Annotated in this window: 15 protein-coding genes; 13 read left to right on the plus strand and 2 right to left on the minus strand. The window is 64.2% G+C overall.

Translation table 11 applies throughout. The annotated features are described in order from the left end of the window. Positions 1-12: 12 nt before the first annotated feature. Positions 13-1,554, plus strand: coding sequence for a tetratricopeptide repeat protein (locus tag LLW23_RS15130; protein ID WP_228946323.1), 1,542 nt, complete (start codon positions 13-15; stop codon positions 1,552-1,554). Between the two features lie 19 nt (positions 1,555-1,573). Here LLW23_RS15130 and LLW23_RS15135 read toward each other — a convergent pair whose 3' ends face one another. Then, positions 1,574-2,281 (minus strand): dienelactone hydrolase family protein, encoded by a 708-nt coding sequence (locus LLW23_RS15135; protein WP_228946324.1) that lies wholly within the window; start codon positions 2,279-2,281, stop codon positions 1,574-1,576. 108 nt (positions 2,282-2,389) lie between these two features. Here LLW23_RS15135 and LLW23_RS15140 point away from each other — a divergent pair, with 108 nt between their 5' ends. The 7 genes from LLW23_RS15140 (at position 2,390) to LLW23_RS15170 (ending at position 9,100) form a co-directional block, all read left to right on the plus strand. Then, positions 2,390-2,959, plus strand: coding sequence for a F0F1 ATP synthase subunit delta (locus LLW23_RS15140; RefSeq protein WP_228946325.1), 570 nt, complete (start codon positions 2,390-2,392; stop codon positions 2,957-2,959). Between the two features lie 3 nt (positions 2,960-2,962). Continuing rightward, on the plus strand, positions 2,963-4,492 hold the full coding sequence (atpA, locus tag LLW23_RS15145) for a F0F1 ATP synthase subunit alpha (protein WP_228946326.1): 1,530 nt from the start codon (positions 2,963-2,965) through the stop codon (positions 4,490-4,492). A 145-nt stretch (positions 4,493-4,637) separates the two neighbouring features. Then, positions 4,638-5,519: a F0F1 ATP synthase subunit gamma gene (locus tag LLW23_RS15150; protein WP_228946327.1), complete on the plus strand. Its 882-nt coding sequence runs from the start codon at positions 4,638-4,640 to the stop codon at positions 5,517-5,519. Between the two features lie 11 nt (positions 5,520-5,530). Continuing rightward, positions 5,531-6,136 (plus strand): hypothetical protein, encoded by a 606-nt coding sequence (locus LLW23_RS15155; RefSeq protein ID WP_228946328.1) that lies wholly within the window; start codon positions 5,531-5,533, stop codon positions 6,134-6,136. Between the two features lie 77 nt (positions 6,137-6,213). Further along, positions 6,214-7,689 carry a F0F1 ATP synthase subunit beta gene (atpD, locus tag LLW23_RS15160; RefSeq protein ID WP_228946329.1) on the plus strand — a complete coding sequence of 492 codons (1,476 nt, stop codon included), beginning with the start codon at positions 6,214-6,216 and terminating at the stop codon, positions 7,687-7,689. A 127-nt stretch (positions 7,690-7,816) separates the two neighbouring features. Continuing rightward, a complete protein-coding gene (locus LLW23_RS15165) occupies positions 7,817-8,068 on the plus strand; it encodes an ATP synthase F1 subunit epsilon (protein ID WP_228946330.1) in 252 nt (83 codons plus the stop codon). 66 nt (positions 8,069-8,134) lie between these two features. After that, the gene (locus tag LLW23_RS15170; protein WP_228946331.1) at positions 8,135-9,100 is read left to right on the plus strand and encodes a phosphatase PAP2 family protein; all 966 of its coding nucleotides are present in this window, start codon (positions 8,135-8,137) and stop codon (positions 9,098-9,100) included. Here the strand turns inward: LLW23_RS15170 and LLW23_RS15175 are convergent. Beyond that, positions 9,095-11,263 carry a primosomal protein N' gene (locus LLW23_RS15175; protein WP_228946332.1) on the minus strand — a complete coding sequence of 723 codons (2,169 nt, stop codon included), beginning with the start codon at positions 11,261-11,263 and terminating at the stop codon, positions 9,095-9,097. The genes LLW23_RS15170 and LLW23_RS15175 overlap by 6 nt on opposite strands. Positions 11,264-11,273: 10 nt before the next feature. On the opposite strand from LLW23_RS15175, the gene LLW23_RS15180 reads away from it, so the two are divergent. The 5 genes from LLW23_RS15180 to LLW23_RS15200 all read left to right on the plus strand — a co-directional run bounded on the left by LLW23_RS15180 (position 11,274) and on the right by LLW23_RS15200 (position 17,820). Next, complete coding sequence (locus LLW23_RS15180; RefSeq protein WP_228946333.1) at positions 11,274-12,206, plus strand: tyrosine-type recombinase/integrase; 933 nt, start codon at positions 11,274-11,276, stop codon at positions 12,204-12,206. Positions 12,207-12,264: 58 nt separating this feature from the next. Further along, the gene (locus LLW23_RS15185; RefSeq protein WP_228946334.1) at positions 12,265-12,465 is read left to right on the plus strand and encodes a CsbD family protein; all 201 of its coding nucleotides are present in this window, start codon (positions 12,265-12,267) and stop codon (positions 12,463-12,465) included. A 123-nt stretch (positions 12,466-12,588) separates the two neighbouring features. Further along, the gene (ald, locus tag LLW23_RS15190; protein WP_228946335.1) at positions 12,589-13,668 is read left to right on the plus strand and encodes an alanine dehydrogenase; all 1,080 of its coding nucleotides are present in this window, start codon (positions 12,589-12,591) and stop codon (positions 13,666-13,668) included. Positions 13,669-14,101: 433 nt separating this feature from the next. After that, positions 14,102-15,424 carry an EAL domain-containing protein gene (locus LLW23_RS15195; RefSeq protein WP_228946336.1) on the plus strand — a complete coding sequence of 441 codons (1,323 nt, stop codon included), beginning with the start codon at positions 14,102-14,104 and terminating at the stop codon, positions 15,422-15,424. Continuing rightward, positions 15,421-17,820 (plus strand): ATP-binding protein, encoded by a 2,400-nt coding sequence (locus LLW23_RS15200; protein ID WP_228946337.1) that lies wholly within the window; start codon positions 15,421-15,423, stop codon positions 17,818-17,820. Before LLW23_RS15195 ends, LLW23_RS15200 begins: the two co-directional genes overlap by 4 nt. Positions 17,821-17,855 lie beyond the last annotated feature (35 nt).

The raw sequence follows: 17,855 nt of genomic DNA on the forward strand, positions 1-17,855 counted from the left end.
CAGGGGGTGAGCATGCGCTGGCGTATTATGGTCGCGACGCTTTGTGCGCTGCTGGTCGCACCTTCGGCGCGTGCCGAGTGGCTTGAGGCGCGCTCACGCCACTTCGTGCTTTATGCCGACAGCAGCGACACCGCGATCCGGCGCCAGTCCGAGGCGCTCGAGCGGCTCGACGCTGGGCTGCGCCGCTTCATGCACGTGGCCGACGAACCCGACATCGCATCACGCAAGCTGACCGTGTTCCTGGTCGACGATCGCGACATCGCGCGTCTGTGTCGCTGCACGAACGTCGGCGGCTTTTATATGTCGCGGGTTAGTGGATCGCTCGCGTTCAGCGGCAAGGGTGGCTGGACGACCGCCTCGAACAACGGCCGGCTGGTGCTGTTTCACGAATATGCGCACCACTTCCTGCTCGGCAGCTACAATCTCGCCTTTCCGGCGTGGTACGCCGAAGGCTTCGCCGAATTCGCCTCGACGATGAAGACCGGCCCCACTGCCGCGGTGATCGGTTACCCGGCGCAGCATCGCGCCTATGGCTTGATGGGCGGGCAGCGCTTCAGCGCCGAACAGCTGTTCGATCCCGCCTTGCGCGGCCGGCTGACGTCGAGCGAACAGATCGATGCCTTCTATGGGCGTGGTTGGCTGCTGACGCATTTTGTCAGCTTCAATCCCACACGCGCCGCCCAGTTTGGGAAGTACATTGCCGCGATCAACCAAGGCGTCCCCGGCATCAAGGCGGCACGTCAGGCGTTCGGCGATCTCGGCACGATGAACCGCGAAGTGAGCGGCTATCTGTCGAAGCGCACCCTGCCGGGCCTGACCTCACCTTATGTCGATGCGCAACTGCCGACGGTCACGGTTCGCGCGCTGACGCGGGGTGAAGCGGCACTGATCGATCTGCGGATGGAATCGGTTCGCGGCGTCGATCGCGAGAGCGGGATCAAGCTCTACAACAAGGCCGCGCCGATCGCCGCGCGGTTCCCCGATGATCCGGTGGTGCAGGGATGGCTTGCCGAAATGGCTTATGATGCCGATCAGAACGATGCATCGGAGGCTGCTGCGGCCAAGGCAATCGCGCGCGATCCCAAGTCGATGCAGGCGCTGCTGTATCGTGGGATGGTGAAGCTCCGCGCGCTCGAAGAGGCCAAATCGACCGACGCGGCGGCGTGGGATGCGGCGCGGCAAAGCATCATTGCCGCCAATCGCAACGATCCCGACGATGCGCGACCCTTGTGGTTGTTCTGGCAGAGTTTCGCGATGGAGGGGCGCAAGCCAAGGCCGTCGGCGATCACCGGGCTCCTGCGCGCGCAGGAACTCGCGCCGCAGGACGAAGGCGTGCGCTTCGCTGCCGCGATGGCGCGGCTCGAGGCGAACGAGTTGGCCGAAGCCAAGAGATTGCTCCGCCCGCTCGCTTATGATCCGCATGCCGGCGCGGACAATGCCGCCATTCGCATGATCGCCGCGCTCGATGCGGGAAAGAACGGGCCGGAGGTGATCGCCGCCGGTGCGGCGGCGGTCGTGGCGAAAACGGCGGCGGAAGCTGAAGAGAAGAAATAGGGGCGATCGCCCCACGCAATTACCCTCCGTTCGCGCGGAACAACGCCAGCGTCCGCTCGCGCGCCAGATCGGCCGATTGCTCGTGATAGTCCTTGCGCCGGTCCGAGTTGAACCCGTGCCCGGCTTCGTAGACGAATACCTCGGCGAGCGGGAATTCCTTCGCGATCACCTTTTCCACCCCCTCCATCGGGATGCCGCCGTCGAACCGGCCAAAATGCGCGATCACGGGCACGCGCGGCGCTGCCTCCTCGGCGAACTGCGGTACCATGCTGCCGTAATAGGCGGACGCCGCCGCGACGCGATCGAGCTTGGTCGCCGCCGCCCACGCCACCGAGCCGCCATAACAATAGCCGATCACGAACACCGCGCCCTTGCCCGCCAGCGTATCGATGCACGTCTGCGTGTCCTTCAGCGACAGCTCGAACGGGTGCAGCTTGCGCGCGAGTTCCACCGCGCGCTCGAAATCGGGGCCGGTATAGCTCGCCTCGAACCCCGGATGCTCGCGATCGAACAGCGCGGGCGATAGCACCTCATAGCCTTCGCTCGCGAAATCGTCGGCCATTTCGCGGATATGATCGGTGACGCCGAAGATTTCCTGCACCAGCACCACCCCGCCGCGCCGCTCGCCCTCGGGTGCGGCATGATAGACCGCGATCTCCGCGCCGTCGCTCATCGTCATGCGGATCATGTCGCCCATTGCAGTCTCTCCCGTCACCGATTGTTGCATCCGCGCTACCCCTTTGCTACGCGCCCGCCAACCCAAGCATCGGTGCCGCTCGCGCGCCGTGTTTCTGCATGGGGGTAAACTCTTAGTGCGAATGGGGATTCGACTCGCGTGGATGGTTCCAGCGGTAATCTAGGTGGCAGCATCCAGGCGAGCCTGGGCGGACGCTATGCGACCGCGCTGTTCGACCTCGCCGAACAGGCAAGGACGATCGATACGGTTGAGGCTAGCCTTGCGAAGGTGCGCGCCGCGCTCGATCAGTCGGACGACTTCAAGGCACTGACGACATCGCCGGTCGTCCCGCGTGAGGCGGCTGGCCGGGCAGTGCTCGCGACCGCCGACGAGCTCGGCGTCGACGCGACGACGAAGAGCTTCCTCGGCGTGCTCGCGCAGAACCGCCGGCTGGCGCAATTGCCCGCGGTGATCCGCGCCTTCCGCGCGCTTGCCGCACGCCATCGCGGCGAAGTCTCCGCCGAAGTCACCAGCGCGCATGCGCTTACCGATGATCAGGTCGACGAACTCAAGCAGCAGCTTCGCCGCCGTGTCGGACGCGAAGTATCGGTCGATCTGTCGATCGATCCGCGCCTGCTCGGCGGGCTCGTCGTCCGCATCGGCTCCCAGATGATCGATTCGTCGATCCGTACCCGATTGAATGCGCTCGCCAGCGCGATGAAAGGCTAAGTGATGGATATCCGCGCCGCAGAAATCTCGAAGGTCATCAAGGACCAGATCGCCAATTTCGGCACCGAAGCGCAGGTCAGCGAGACCGGCCAGGTGCTCAGCGTCGGTGACGGCATCGCGCGCATCTACGGGCTCGACAACGTCCAGGCGGGCGAGATGGTCGAATTCTCGAACGGCGTGCAGGGCATGGCGCTCAACCTTGAGGCCGATAACGTCGGCGTCGTGATCTTCGGGTCGGACTCGGAGATCAAGGAAGGTGACGTCGTCAAGCGCACCGGCACGATCGTCGACGTGCCCGTCGGCCGTGGCCTGCTCGGCCGCGTGGTCGATGGCCTCGGCAATCCGATCGACGGCAAGGGCCCGATCGTCAGCAGCGAGCGTCGCCGCGTCGAAGTGAAGGCGCCGGGCATCATCCCGCGCAAGTCGGTCCACGAGCCGGTGCAGACCGGGCTCAAGGCGATCGACGCGCTGGTGCCGGTCGGCCGCGGCCAGCGCGAGCTGATCATCGGCGATCGTCAGACCGGCAAGTCGGCCGTCGCGATCGACACGTTCATCAACCAGAAGTCGGTCAACGCCGGCGACGACGAGACGAAGAAGCTCTACTGCATCTACGTCGCGATCGGCCAGAAGCGCTCGACCGTGGCGCAGATCGTCAAGACGCTCGAAGAGAATGGCGCGATGGAATATTCCATCGTCGTCGCCGCGACCGCATCCGAGCCAGCGCCGCTGCAGTTCCTCGCGCCCTACACCGGCTGCGCGATGGGCGAATTCTTCCGCGACAACGGCATGCACGCCCTGATCGTGTACGACGATCTTTCAAAGCAGGCGGTTGCCTATCGCCAGATGTCGCTGCTGCTGCGCCGCCCGCCGGGCCGCGAAGCTTATCCCGGCGACGTTTTCTATCTTCACTCGCGCCTGCTTGAGCGCGCGGCGAAGATGAACGAAGCGAACGGCTCCGGCTCGCTGACCGCGCTGCCGATCATCGAAACGCAGGCCGGCGACGTTTCGGCCTACATCCCGACGAACGTGATCTCGATCACCGACGGCCAGATCTTCCTCGAAACCGACCTGTTCTTCGCCGGCATCCGCCCCGCGATCAACGTCGGCCTGTCGGTCAGCCGCGTCGGCTCGGCCGCGCAGACCAAGGCGATGAAGAAGGTGTCGGGCTCGATCAAGCTCGAGCTCGCGCAGTATCGCGAGATGGCGGCATTCGCGCAGTTCGGCTCGGATCTCGACGCCTCGACGCAGAAGCTGCTGAACCGCGGCGCACGGCTGACCGAGCTGCTCAAGCAGCCGCAGTTCAGCCCGCTGCCGTTCGAGGAGCAGACCGTGTCGATCTTCGCCGGCACCAATGGCTATCTGGATACCGTGCCGGTGCAGGATGTGGTGCGCTATGAGGCGGCGATGCTCGCGTTCATGCGCGACCAGCACGCCGCCACGCTGACCAAGATCCGCGACACCCGCGATCTTGGCGACGAGGCCAAGGCAGGCGTGAAGAGCGCGCTCGACGCCTTCGCGAAGACGTTCGCCTAAACAACTGCCCTCTCTCCTTCAGGGAGAGGGCGGACGACCCCGGCGGAAGCCGGGGGAAGTCGGGAGAGGGGCAGGGCACGGCGCTCGTGATCGCCCCTCTCCCCGACCCTCTCCCCTGAAGGGGAGAGGGAGTTAGAGGACCACGATGGCAAGTTTGAAGGCCCTCAAGATCCGCATCGGCTCGGTGAAGTCGACGCAGAAGATCACCAAGGCGATGAAGATGGTCGCCGCCGCCAAGCTGCGTCGCGCGCAGGAGGCGGCAGTCGCTGGCCGCCCTTATGCCGAGCGGCTCGAAGGCGTGATGGCCAGCCTCGCCTCGAAGGTGACGGTGAGCGAGAATAGCCCGCGGCTGCTCGCCGGCACGGGCAAGGATCAGGTCCACCTGCTGGTCGTCGCGACGTCCGAGCGTGGCCTCGCTGGCGCGTTCAACACCAACATCGTGCGCGCCGCACGCAAGAAGGCCGAAGAGCTCGAAGCGCAGGGCAAGACCGTGCGTTTCTATCTCGCCGGCAAGAAGGGCCGCGTGCTGCGCCGCTTCTACCCGACGTCGATCGTCGCGGATCACGAGCTTGGCCAGCACAAGAAGCTTGGCTTCGTCCAGGCGCGCGAAGTGGCGGACGATCTGATCGCACGCTTCGAGGCAGGCGAGTTTGACGTGGCGCATCTGTTCTACGCCAAGTTCCAGTCGGCGCTCGTCCAGATCCCGACCGGCATGCAGATCATCCCGGTCGCAGTGCCAACCACGACCATCGACACGCCGAACGATGGCGGCGCGGCGGTCGAATATGAGCCCGACGAGGAAGCGATCCTCGCCGATCTGCTCCCGCGCAACGTCGCGATCCAGATCTTCCGCGCGATGCTCGAAAATGCAGCGTCCGAACAGGGCAGCCGCATGACCGCGATGGACAATGCCACGCGCAACGCAGGCGACATGATCAAGCGGCTGAGCATCCAGTATAACCGCGCGCGCCAGGCCGCGATCACGACCGAGCTGGTCGAGATCATCTCGGGCGCCGAGGCCCTGTGAAGTCAACGGCAGTGATTCGTACGAGCATCATGCTGTCAGCGGCACTCGCCGTGGCGGGTTGTTCCGGCGAGCCTGCCGCGAACGAGCAGGCCGCCGCGCCGCAGACCAGCCAGACCTTCGCCTCGCCGAACCTCGCGGGCGGCAGCTGGAGCGGCGTCTTCTCCGATCCAAAGACGTCGATCGACAAGTTCGGCCGCATTGGCCTCCGCCCCGGCCCCTATGAGAAGAAGGGCGGGGAGTGGCGATCGGAAGCAGTGCCGACCGCGCTGACTGATCCCTCCGCGACAAACCCGGTGATGGCGCATTTCACCGCCAGCGGTGACGAGAAGGCGCTGAACAAGGTCGAATTCCGGCTGGTCGAGCCGCAGATGGCGAACGATCAGCAGGCGCGCGATCAGTTTGATGCTTGGATGAAGCAAGCGCTATCGCAGCTCGGCGTCACTGGCGGTGATACGGCGGTCAAGGCGATTCACGGCGAAAAGCCGCTGGTCGGCAAGCTTAAGGCGGGTGCCGATTATGCCGTGGTGCGCACCACGACTCCGACCGAACGCCGGCTGACCGTGACGTTTACCGAGGCAGCGCCTATATCGGGCGCAACCGACGCGACGACAGACTAACCCCGGTTCGATCCGGGCCGACACGACAACAGACACATTCCTGCCCCTGCAGGTACGACGAAGAAGGTAGAAGCAAGATGGCCACCATCCTCGAGGATCGCCCGACCATTTCGGGCAGCAACAAAGTGGGCCGCATCAGCCAGGTGATCGGCGCCGTCGTCGACGTGACGTTCGAGCAGGATCATCTGCCCGCGATCCTGTCGGCGCTGGAAACGAGCAACAACGGCCAGCGGCTGGTGCTCGAAGTTGCGCAGCATCTCGGCGAAAACACCGTCCGCACGATCGCGATGGACTCGACCGAGGGCCTGACCCGCGGCCAGAACGTGACCGACACGGGCGCACAGATCACCGTGCCGGTCGGCCCGGCGACGCTCGGTCGCATCCTCAACGTTATCGGTGAGCCGATCGACGAGCGTGGCCCGGTCAACTCCGAGCATCACGCGCCGATCCATGCGAGCGCGCCGCTGTTCGTCGACCAGTCGACCGAAAGCGCGATCCTCGTCACCGGCATCAAGGTGATCGACCTGCTCGCGCCCTATGCGAAGGGCGGCAAGATCGGCCTGTTCGGCGGCGCCGGCGTCGGCAAGACCGTGCTGATCCAGGAACTGATCAACAACATCGCCAAGGGCCACGGCGGCACCAGCGTGTTCGCCGGCGTCGGCGAGCGCACCCGCGAGGGCAACGATCTCTATCACGAATTCCTCGACGCTGGCGTCATCGCCAAGGATGCCGACGGCAATCCGCAGTCGGAGGGCTCGAAGGTCGCGCTCGTGTTCGGCCAGATGAACGAGCCGCCGGGCGCACGCGCCCGCGTCGCACTGTCGGGCCTGACGATCGCGGAATATTTCCGCGACGTTGAGGGCCAGGACGTGCTGTTCTTCGTCGACAACATCTTCCGCTTCACCCAGGCGGGCGCCGAAGTGTCGGCGCTGCTCGGCCGTATCCCGTCGGCAGTGGGCTACCAGCCGACGCTGTCGACCGACATGGGTGCGCTGCAGGAGCGGATCACCTCGACCAACAAGGGGTCGATCACCTCGGTGCAGGCCGTGTACGTCCCCGCGGACGATCTTACCGATCCGGCCCCGGCAACGTCGTTCGCCCATCTGGACGCGACGACCGTGCTCAACCGCGCAATCTCGGAACTCGGCATCTATCCCGCGGTCGATCCGCTGGATTCGACAAGCCGCGTGCTGGAGCCGCGCGTTGTCGGCCAGGACCACTACGACACGGCGCGTGCCGTCCAGACGATCCTGCAGAAGTACAAGAGCCTCCAGGACATCATCGCGATCCTCGGCATGGACGAGCTGTCGGAAGAGGATAAGCTCACCGTCAGCCGTGCGCGCAAGATCCAGAAGTTCCTGTCGCAGCCGTTCCACGTCGCCGAAGTGTTCACCGGCATCAGCGGCAAGTTCGTGCAGATCGACGACACGGTCCGCTCGTTCAAGGCGGTGGTGAACGGCGAGTATGATCATCTGCCGGAGTCGGCGTTCTACATGGTCGGCGGCATCGACGACGTCGTCGCCAAGGCCGAGAAGCTCGCGCAGGAAGCGTAGTTAATAGAAAGCCCTCTCCCCTTCAGGGGAGAGGGTTGGGAGAGGGGCAGCAAATAGCCCCTTCTCCGCAAACTGCCCCTCTCCCCGGCCCTCTCCCCTGAAGGGGAGAGGGGGAAGGTTAAGTGAAATGCTCCACTTCGAACTCGTCACCCCCGAACGCCTCGTCCGCAGCGAAGAGGTCTATATGGTCACCGTCCCGGGCACCGAAGGCGACTTCGGCGTGCTTGAAGGCCATGCGCCGCTGATGTCGACGATCCGCGACGGCGATCTCCTCGTTCAGCGCACCGCCGGGGGCGCGTCGGAGACGATCGCGATCCGCGGCGGCTTCGCCGAAGTGAACGCGCGCGGATTGACGGTGCTCGCCGAACACGCTGCCTGAGCCTGTAATCGATTGTCAGGTTGCTGCTAAACTCTAACTTAACGAACGAGCGGCATAGGGGCACGGATGGCAACCGCGCCGCTGACCCCATCGTTGTCGAGCGTCGACAAGCCGGTCGATAGTAGTTCGTTTGGCGCGATTGAGGCGCGACCGAGTTACACGCTGCTGTTCGTCATGGTTTCGCTGATTGCGGCGCTGGTGCCGGCGCTGGGGTTTAGCGTTGCTGGGGCCGACCTGCAGGTGATGGTTCTTGTTCTGGCAGGCCTGGCCGCGCTCGCGTTGACACTGCGCAAGCGTGGGTTCGGTCGCCTCGCGTCCGCGATCGAAGCTGCCGTTCTCCTCATGGCGGCATCCATGGCAACGGCTTGCCTCAGCGTGCTTTTTGCGACGATCGCGTTACCTTACCGCGACGCAGAACTCGCTCGCCTCGATGCCGTGATTTGGCCAGTGTTTACATGGCGGCAGATGTTCGAAGTCCTGCACACGAACGATCATCTTGTGAGGTTGATGTCGTCCATTTATCAGACGCTGTTGTGGCAGCCTTTTCTACTAGTGACATTGCTCGCGGGGTTCGGGTTCGAGCGTGAATGCTGGCGTTTTGTCCATGGTTGGTTCCTGACCCTGGCAACGTGCCTAATCGTTTTCCCTTTCGTCACGGCCGCGTCGCCATATGTCCTGTACGGGATCTCGCACTCCAACATTCCGGCACTTGGTGTCGACACGGGTTGGCTGCCGGTGCGGTTGCTGAACGACATCCGTTCTGGCGCGCTGACGACGCTGTCGCCGCAAAACATGACAGGCCTGATCTCCGTTCCCAGCTTCCATGCTGCGGGAGCTACCCTATTGTTCTGGAGCTTCCGACACCTCCGTCTGATCGGACCTGCCTTCATGGCGCTCAACGTGGCGATGGTCGCAACGACACCGCTGGTCGGCGCGCACTATTTTATCGATATCTTTGTCGGCATCGGTGTGGCGAGCGGCATGATCGCGGTCGCCGGCTCCGCGTCCCGGCAGTCGCAACCATCCTCATAGGAAACTATACGGATCCACGTCCACCGCCACGCGGACCTTGCTTGGCCAGTCGAGCGCCCCAAGCCACCCACGGATCACATCCTGCACGTCGAGCGCGCGGCGGGCGTGGACCAGCAAGCGATAGCGGTGGCGACCGCGCAGCATCGCGAGCGGCGCCGGGGCAGGGCCATAGACGTGCATCCCCTCCACCTCGGGGGCGCTGCGACCGATGAGCTTGGCGATGTCGTGCGCTACCGGTTGGTCCTCGCTCGACACGATGATCGCCGCATAGCGCCCGAACGGCGGCGCGCCGGCTTCCTGTCGCGATTCGATCTCCGCCGCATAGAAAGCATCGGAATCACCCGACACCAGCGCCTGCATCACTTGTGATTTGGGCGAGTGCGTCTGGATGAAGACCCGCCCCGGTTTCTCGCCGCGCCCGGCGCGACCCGATACCTGGCGGATCTGCTGGAACGTCCGCTCCGCCGCGCGCAAGTCACCGCCTTCGAGGCCAAGATCCGCATCGACCACGCCGACCAGCGTCAGGTTCGGGAAGTGATAGCCCTTCGTCACGAGTTGCGTGCCAACGACGATATCGATGTCGCCCGCCTCCATCCGCCCGACGAACTCCGCCGCCTTCGCCGGCGACCAGATCGTGTCCGAGGTGACGACCGCGACGCGTGCCTCGGGGAACAGCGCGGTCACCTCGTCCGCGATCCGCTCGACCCCGGGACCGCACGCGACGAGGCTGTCTTCCTCGCCGCACTCCGGGCAAGCGCGCGGGATCGGTTCGACATGGCCGCAATGGTGACACGCCAACCGCCGCGTCAGCCGATGCTCGACCATCCACGCAGTGCAATTCGGGCACTGGAAGCGATGCCCGCAGTGCCGGCACAAGGTGAGGGGAGCGTAGCCACGACGGTTGAGGAACAGCAGTGATTGCTCGCCGCGCTCGAGTGTCTCCTCCAGCGCCTTCACCAGCGGCGGCGCCAGCCAGCGGCCGCGATCGGGCTTATGTTCGAGCAGGTCGAGCGCTTCAATCGCCGGCATCTCCGCCGCGCCGAACCGGCCCGGCAGCTTCACCTCGGCATAATTGCCAAGCGTCACTTGCTGCCGCGTCTCGATCGCCGGCGTCGCGGAGGCGAGGATCACCGGGCAGCCTTCGAACTTCCCCCGCATCACCGCCACGTCGCGGGCATGATAATGGACGCCATCCTCCTGCTTGAAGCTGGTCTCATGCGCTTCGTCGACCACGATCAGCCCGAGATTGGCATAGGGCAGGAACAGCGCCGACCGCGCGCCGACGGTGACCCGTGCCTCGCCGCTGGCGATTGCCCGCCAAGCACGGCGGCGCTGGGTCGAGCGCAAACCGGAGTGCCACGCCACCGGCTCACACCCGAAGCGATCGTGGAAGCGCTTCAGGAACGGCTCGGTGAGTGCGATTTCAGGCAGCAGCACGAGCACTTGCCGGCCTCGCCGCAACGCCTCCGCGACTGCCTCGAAATACACCTCGGTCTTGCCCGATCCGGTCACCCCGTCGAGCAGGGTCGGATGGAAGGCATGCGCTGCCACATCGGCAACCAGCGCATCGGCGGCTTCAGTCTGTTCTGCCGACAGCGTCGGCGGCGCATGATCGGGGTCGGGCACCGGGTACGGGCTGTCGATATCGACCTCGACGCTCTCGATCGCACCGGCCTTCACCAGCCCGCGGATCACGCCGTCCGACACGTCGGCGATCGTCGCCAGCTCGCGGATCAGCCCCTGGCGGTCGCCGATCCGCTCCAGCGCCTGCTCGCGCTGCGGCGTCAGGCGTGGCGGCACTTGACCGGTGACACGATATTCGACCGCGATCCGCGAGCCCTCCAGCGCCGAGGTCGAGGATAGCGCCATCCGCACCACCGACGCCGGCGGCGCGAGGTAATAGTCCGCAGTCCACTCGACCAGCCGTCGCAGCGCCGGCCGCAACGGCGGCGCATCGGCGACGGCAACGAGATTGCGCAGCCGGTTGTCACCGACCTCGGCATCCGAGCCCATCCGCTCGGGCTCCCAGACCACGCCGAGCAACTGCCGTGGACCCAACGGCGCAACGACAATCGATCCCGGCTCGACGTGCATGCCTTGCGGGACCCGATAATCGAGCGGACCAAGCGCAGCGTTGAGCACGAGAACACGGGCACGAGACATTGGCCTGCATATGGCGTGTAGGCGACTCGGAAGAAAGCGGGTGGTATGCGCACGGGCAGTGGAAGACCTGCCAAACCTTTATGCCGCGCACTTGACGCGCGACCGCCGCCGCTCGATCCACACCGTCCGTGCCTACCGGGCAACTGCGGTGCGCTTGATCGGTTTCCTCACTCATCATTGGGGCGGCCCAGCCGACCGCGCCACGCTCGCCGGCGTCTCGGCGACGGACTTGCGCGCATTCCTGGCACAGCGACGCGGCGAGGGGCTGTCGAATGCCTCAGCGGCGCGCGAATTATCCGCCGCGCGGGACTTTCTCGACTGGGCGGGTGGGGAAGGGGCTGCACCTCGGCTGAAGGGGCCGCGCGTTCGCAAGGGGGTGCCGCGCCCGATCGCGCCGCATGAGGCCGTCGCTCTCGCGCAGGAAGTTGGCGACGGTGCGCGCGTCGAATGGGTAGGCAAGCGCGACTGGGCGTTGCTGCTGCTGCTCTATGGCGCTGGGCTGCGGATCGGCGAGGCGCTGGCGCTGACGGGCGCGGCGCTGCCACTGGGCGAGACGATCACTGTTACCGGCAAGCGCGACAAGACGCGGATCGTCCCGCTGCTGGCGCCAGTGCGCGCCGCTATCGAGGAATATTGTCGCGCGTCCCCCTGGCCGGTCGAGCGCACCGCGCCGCTGTTCCGCGGCCTCCGCGGCGGCACGCTGTCGCCCGGCGTGATCCGAGCGGCAGTGCGAACAGCGCGGGTGCAACTCGGCCTGTCGGAGCGCACCACGCCCCATGCGCTGCGACACTCTTTTGCCACGCATCTGCTAGGGCGCGGCGCTGATCTGCGCGCGCTGCAGGAGCTACTTGGACATGCAAGCCTTAGCTCTACTCAGATCTACACCGCGGTCGACGCTGCGCACTTGCTCGACGTCTACCGCCATGCACATCCGCGCGCCTGATGGAACAAACTGTTGCGGTATGACGTTGTTTCGTAACACAGATCAGGAGGTCATCATCATGGGCGAACTCGTCGACAAGATCAAAGGCAACGTCAACGAAGCAATCGGCAAGGCCAAGCAGGCTGTTGCTGACAAGGATCCTGCGACCCGGACTGCGGCAGACGATCGGCTTGAAGCTGAAGGCGCTGGCCAGGAGTTGAAGGGCAAGGGGCAGCAGGTTGCCGGCAAGATCAAGGGCGCTCTCGGCGACGATATCTAACCGCCTTATTTTGCGTTGTACATGGGCCGTGCCGGAACTTCCGGCGCGGCCTTTTGTCGTTTGAATGCTGGCGGCATACGGCGTCCGCGCCTATGTGGTTTCACCTGATACCAGGAGGCATGAATGCGCGTCGGTTTACCCAAGGAAATCAAGAACCACGAGTATCGCGTTGGGCTGACGCCGGGTGCGGTCCGGGAATACGTCGCCCACGGTCATGAAGTGCTGGTCGAGACCGGTGCCGGGTCTGGGATCGCCGCAGACGACGATACCTATGTAGCCGCCGGTGCCACGATCCTGCCGACTGCCGCCGACGTGTTCGATCGCGCTCAGATGATCGTGAAGGTAAAGGAGCCGCAGCCGAGCGAGTGGGTTCAACTGCGCGAGGATCAGATCCTCTTCACGTATCTTCATCTCGCACCCGACCCGGAACAGGCAAAAGGCCTGATGGCCTCTGGCGTGACGGCGATCGCCTATGAGACGGTAACCGATCGTGCAGGTGGCCTCCCGCTGCTGGCGCCAATGAGCGAAGTCGCTGGGCGTTTGTCGATCGAGGCTGCGGGCTCGGCGTTGAAAGCGTATAATGGCGGCCGTGGCGTGCTGATGGGTGGCGTCCCCGGCGTGGCGCCGGCGAGGATCGTGGTGCTCGGTGGCGGCGTGGTCGGCACACATGCCGCGCGCATGGCGGTCGGGCTGGGGGCGGAGGTCACGATTGTCGATCGCTCGATCCCGCGCCTGCGTCAGCTTGACGAGCTGTTCCAGGGTCGAGTGCGCACGCGCGTGTCGACGCTCGAGGCGATCGAGCAGGAGATCGGTGAGGCCGATGCCGTTATAGGCGCGGTGCTGATTCCCGGCGCGTCGGCCCCCAAGCTCGTGACGCGCGCGATGCTGGGTCACATGAAACGTCGTGCGGTGCTGGTCGATGTGGCAATCGATCAGGGCGGCTGCTTCGAAACGAGCCATGCGACCACCCATGCCGATCCGACGTACGAGGTCGATGGCGTGATCCACTATTGCGTCGCAAACATGCCGGGTGCGGTGCCGCTAACATCGAGTCATGCGCTCAATAATGCGACCTTGCCTTACGGCCTCGCACTGGCAGCTAAAGGCATAGCGGCATGTGATGAGGATGAAGGCCTGATGGCCGGTCTAAACATCCGCGCGGGCCGCATTATTAATGAAGCTGTAGCCGAAAGTCTGCGTTGACCGGACGAAGCTTTATTTGGTCAGTCAGTGATCTTCAAAATACGCAATTAACATGAAAGACCCTCGATCCCTTTATGGAGAATCGAGGGTCTTTTTTTGCTTTTCCGGTGCTTAGCTAATTATCTCAGCACACGACTGATACTTAAATGCGATCAATACATAAGCGACACCATGTTCTGCCTAGCCGCAGAAGGTGAGCGCCTCAGTTGATCGCCGACCCTTTACCAGGGCTTGACGTCCGTGCCCCAGATCAGGGCGATGATGAAAGCGAGCATGGCGAACTCCCTAGTTTGGCGCATAAACTTAGCGCGAATTTAGCCTTAACGAAATCTTCACCATTTCACAACAGGCCTAACAAATATTAACCACGATTCCAGCCACCGAGTTGCTGGGTTAAAGGTATCTTCAGGCCTCGCGACCTATCCCCGGCCCGATGTCTGATCCGGGCTCTTCCATCATGCATGCCCCGCCCCCGGGCCGGCGGGGCATTGCTGCTTTAGCCGCTATGGTGGTGCCGCGTCCGACTTGGCGGTTCGTGGTGCTCGCAGAGATCGGCAATTTCGCTCCGATACGCCGCCATGTCGGCTGCGCTCGCGCCGATTTGCTCGTTGAAGACGTTTTGGCACGGGTGCGCGCCGAGTTACCCGATCTGCGCGCGTTCGCGGCGGGACGGAGTAGCGTCGAAATCGCATTCGAGGGCGATGCAGCATCTGATCTCGACTGTACGCTCGACCTGTTGCGCGATGCCTGTGCGAGGCCATTCGACCTGGACGGAGAGGAGCATCGGCTCGACATTGTCTTTGGCGCTGCTGCCGGGCGCGTACCTCAGACCGATGATATACGTCTGATCGAGGAGGCCGAAGCGGCGTTGGCGGAAGCCCGTACGATCGACTCTCCCGTTCGTCACGATCTCGCCGGGCCGGGCGCGCGCGAGGTGCGGCGGTTGGCGCAAGAGCTGCGCGTTGCGATCAACGAAGATCAGCTCCTGCTGCTCTACCAGCCCAAGGTCCACGTTCGTCGCCAAGAGATCGGTAGCGCCGAGGCGTTGGTGCGTTGGCGCCACCCGGTGCGCGGTCTGGTCTTACCCGGTGATTTTATCACTGCGGCCGAGGATGGCGGCGTAATCGATCTACTGACGCTCTGGACCATTCGCCGCGCGATCGTTGATCAGCGCAGGCTGCAAGCGTCCGGCCACGATCTGCGCATCTTCATTAACATCTCCGGTCAGTTGCTCGCCGATGAGGCCTTCGTCGATGCCGCCTGCCGCCTCGTCGCCGAGGCTGACGCCAAATTAGGCTTTGAGGTGACCGAGACATCGGTGATCCGCGATCCGCAGTCGGCGATCGCGAATTTGCAGCGTTTCGCCGACATCGGAATCACCATCGCGATCGACGATTATGGCGCCGGTCTCTCAAGCCTCGCCTATCTGAAGCAGCTTCCGGCGCGTGAGCTGAAGATCGACAAGCTTTTCGTCACGCAGCTCACGAGCTCCAACCGTGATCCGCTAATCGTTCGATCCACGATCGATCTCGCGCACGCGCTTGAGATGGAGGTGGTGGCAGAAGGAGTTGAGACGCACGCAGCGCTTGCGCTGTTGACCGTGATGGGGTGCGACATGGTCCAGGGGTTCCTCATCAGCCGCCCGATCGCACTCGATGCGTTGATGACCTTTCTTGTGGAGGACCATCATCATCAGGCGCCGCAGGACACGCGAGCGTCGTTCACGCGTCTTGCCGCCGCGTGGAAACGCGGATGAACCGCAGCGGCTGCCGTGTACGCATAGCGGCTTTGTTCGGAGCACTTCTTCTCCTCGCTGCAGCTCGCGTGCCTGCAGTTACCGATCCGCGCTTCGAGGCCATGGCGGCTGAAGTGAAGGCGGGCATGCTCGCCGATCCGAATGCAGCAATCGGACGCGCCGAGCGGGCGTTATCCTATGCCAAGGAACAACGATCGCCCCGTATGGAGGCGACGGCGCTCTGGCTTCTCGGCGAAGGATACAGCCGCGTGGTGCAGAACGCGCGTGCGGCTCAGTATTTGGCCAAGGCGCGCCAGATCGTCGAGCGTGCCGCACCGGGCAGCCAGCTAAACGCTGACATACTTCTGTCCGAAGGCGGAGTTCTGTACGCGACTGGCGACGTTGGTGGCGCGTTGTCCGATCTTCGACGCGCGCATGGCATGTTTCGTGAGTCGGGCGACACGCGCAGCCGCGCGAAGGCACTGATCATGATCGCCGTCGTTTATGGCAGCGGCAATGATCACGTTGGCGCGCTCCGCTATTTCGGCGAGGCGATGGACGCCTACCGCGCGGATCCGGGCCTGTCTGTCGCAATCCATAATGGCCGCGGCTTGGCGCTGAGAGAGTTGAGCCGCTTCGGCGAAGCCGAAGTTGAACTCGACAAGGCACTGGAGATCGCTCGTGAAATGAAGAGCCCAGTGCTCTACGCTCAGATCCTCACCAACGTCGCCGACGTGAGGCTCGCGGCGAAAAACGTCGCTGGTGCTGATCGTGCAATCGCAGAGGGCATGACACGCACCGCCGCACATGATGCGGCCGCCTATCGACCGACGTTCGTCGCACTGGCAGCTGCCGCCGCGTTCGATCGCGGTGACATCTCCAAGGCACAACGGTTGATAGAAGAACGTTTCCGCGGCGCCGACCTCGCCGCGACGTTGCCGCCCGAGCGGCCAGCGCATGATGTCGCGTATCGCATCTACCGGAAGCTCGGACGAACCGATCTCGCGCTCCCGCACCTCGCTGCCCTGAAGCGGCTTGACGACCAGGCGACTGCTACGGCGCGGTCGAACAGCTCCGCCATTGCCGCCGCACAATTTGACTTCGCGAACCAGGAACTCCGCATAGCGCAACTCAGAGCGGCGGACCTTCAGAAAAGCATTTCCTTCGAACGCGCGCGCGCGAGCACTCAACGGCAAATGTTCTTGGGCGTGGCATTGGCAACGCTCGTCATCATCGCGCTGCTCGGCATCGGGCTGTTTACCATCCGTCGCAGCCGCAATGCGCTGGCCAAGTCGAACACGGCGCTTGGCAAGGCCTTGGCCGCTAAAACCGAATTCCTCGCCACCACCAGCCATGAAATCCGCACGCCGCTGAACGGCATACTCGGCATGACCCAGGTGATGCTCGCAGATCCGAAGACAGATGCCGGAACGCGCGACCGTCTATCGGTCGTGCATGGCGCCGGCGTGACGATGCGGGCTTTGGTCGATGACATTCTCGACGTGGCGAAGATGGAAACCGGCAAGATGACGATCGAGGAGGTGCCGGCTGACGTGCACCGCACGATCGCGGAGGCTGCGCGGATGTGGTCTGATCAGGCTCACGCCAAGGGGCTGCGCTTCGCAACCGACCTGGAGCACGGGCCGGGCTGGGCGCTCAGCGACACGACCAGGCTGCGACAGATCGCCTTCAACCTGCTATCGAACGCAGTGAAGTTCACGCCGGGCGGTCATGTTGCCATTACGACGGCGATCTATGGTGATCGCTGGCGGATGATCGTCGCAGACAGCGGCATCGGCATTGCCGCGGAGAAGCACGAGCTCATTTTTGAGCCATTCCGCCAGGCGGATGCGGGAACGACACGGCAGTTTGGCGGGACGGGCCTTGGCCTGTCGATCTGCCGCAACCTGTCGCGCGCGATGGGTGGCGATGTCACGGTAGCCAGCGCCCCGGGCGAGGGCGCTACCTTTACGCTCGACCTACCCTACGTGGCCGTCGAGGCGCCGGGGAGCGAGTTGATAGGGGGTGAGGGCGTGTTGGTGGTCGATCGCAATCCCATCACGCGGGCGATGTTCAAGGCCTTGCTCACGCCGGCTGGCGGCACGGTAGCTTTTGCCAGTACTGCCGCGGATGCCATCGAATGGCTGGCCCAGGAACAACCGGGAACGGTGCTGATCGATGATACGACCTTACGCGTAGCGGATGATCCGGTGGTAGCAGCCGCGATCATCGCAGCAGCCGCTCCCCGCGCGGCGGTCGCGTTGCTGGGTCCGCCACTTGAGCTCGCTGAGCGAGCGGCTTTCTCGAATGCAGGGATAACGCGATTCATCATCAAGCCCATCGGGAAGGATGAACTGGTTCGACAATTGTTCAGCGATGAACCGAGTGACCTCGCCCTTGTGCCACAAGCGGCTTGAGACGATAGCGCCGAAGGAGATGAAGCGTTTGATCT

The sequence above is a fragment of the Sphingomonas radiodurans genome, from assembly GCF_020866845.1.
In the GTDB taxonomy this organism is placed as follows: domain Bacteria; phylum Pseudomonadota; class Alphaproteobacteria; order Sphingomonadales; family Sphingomonadaceae; genus Sphingomonas; species Sphingomonas radiodurans.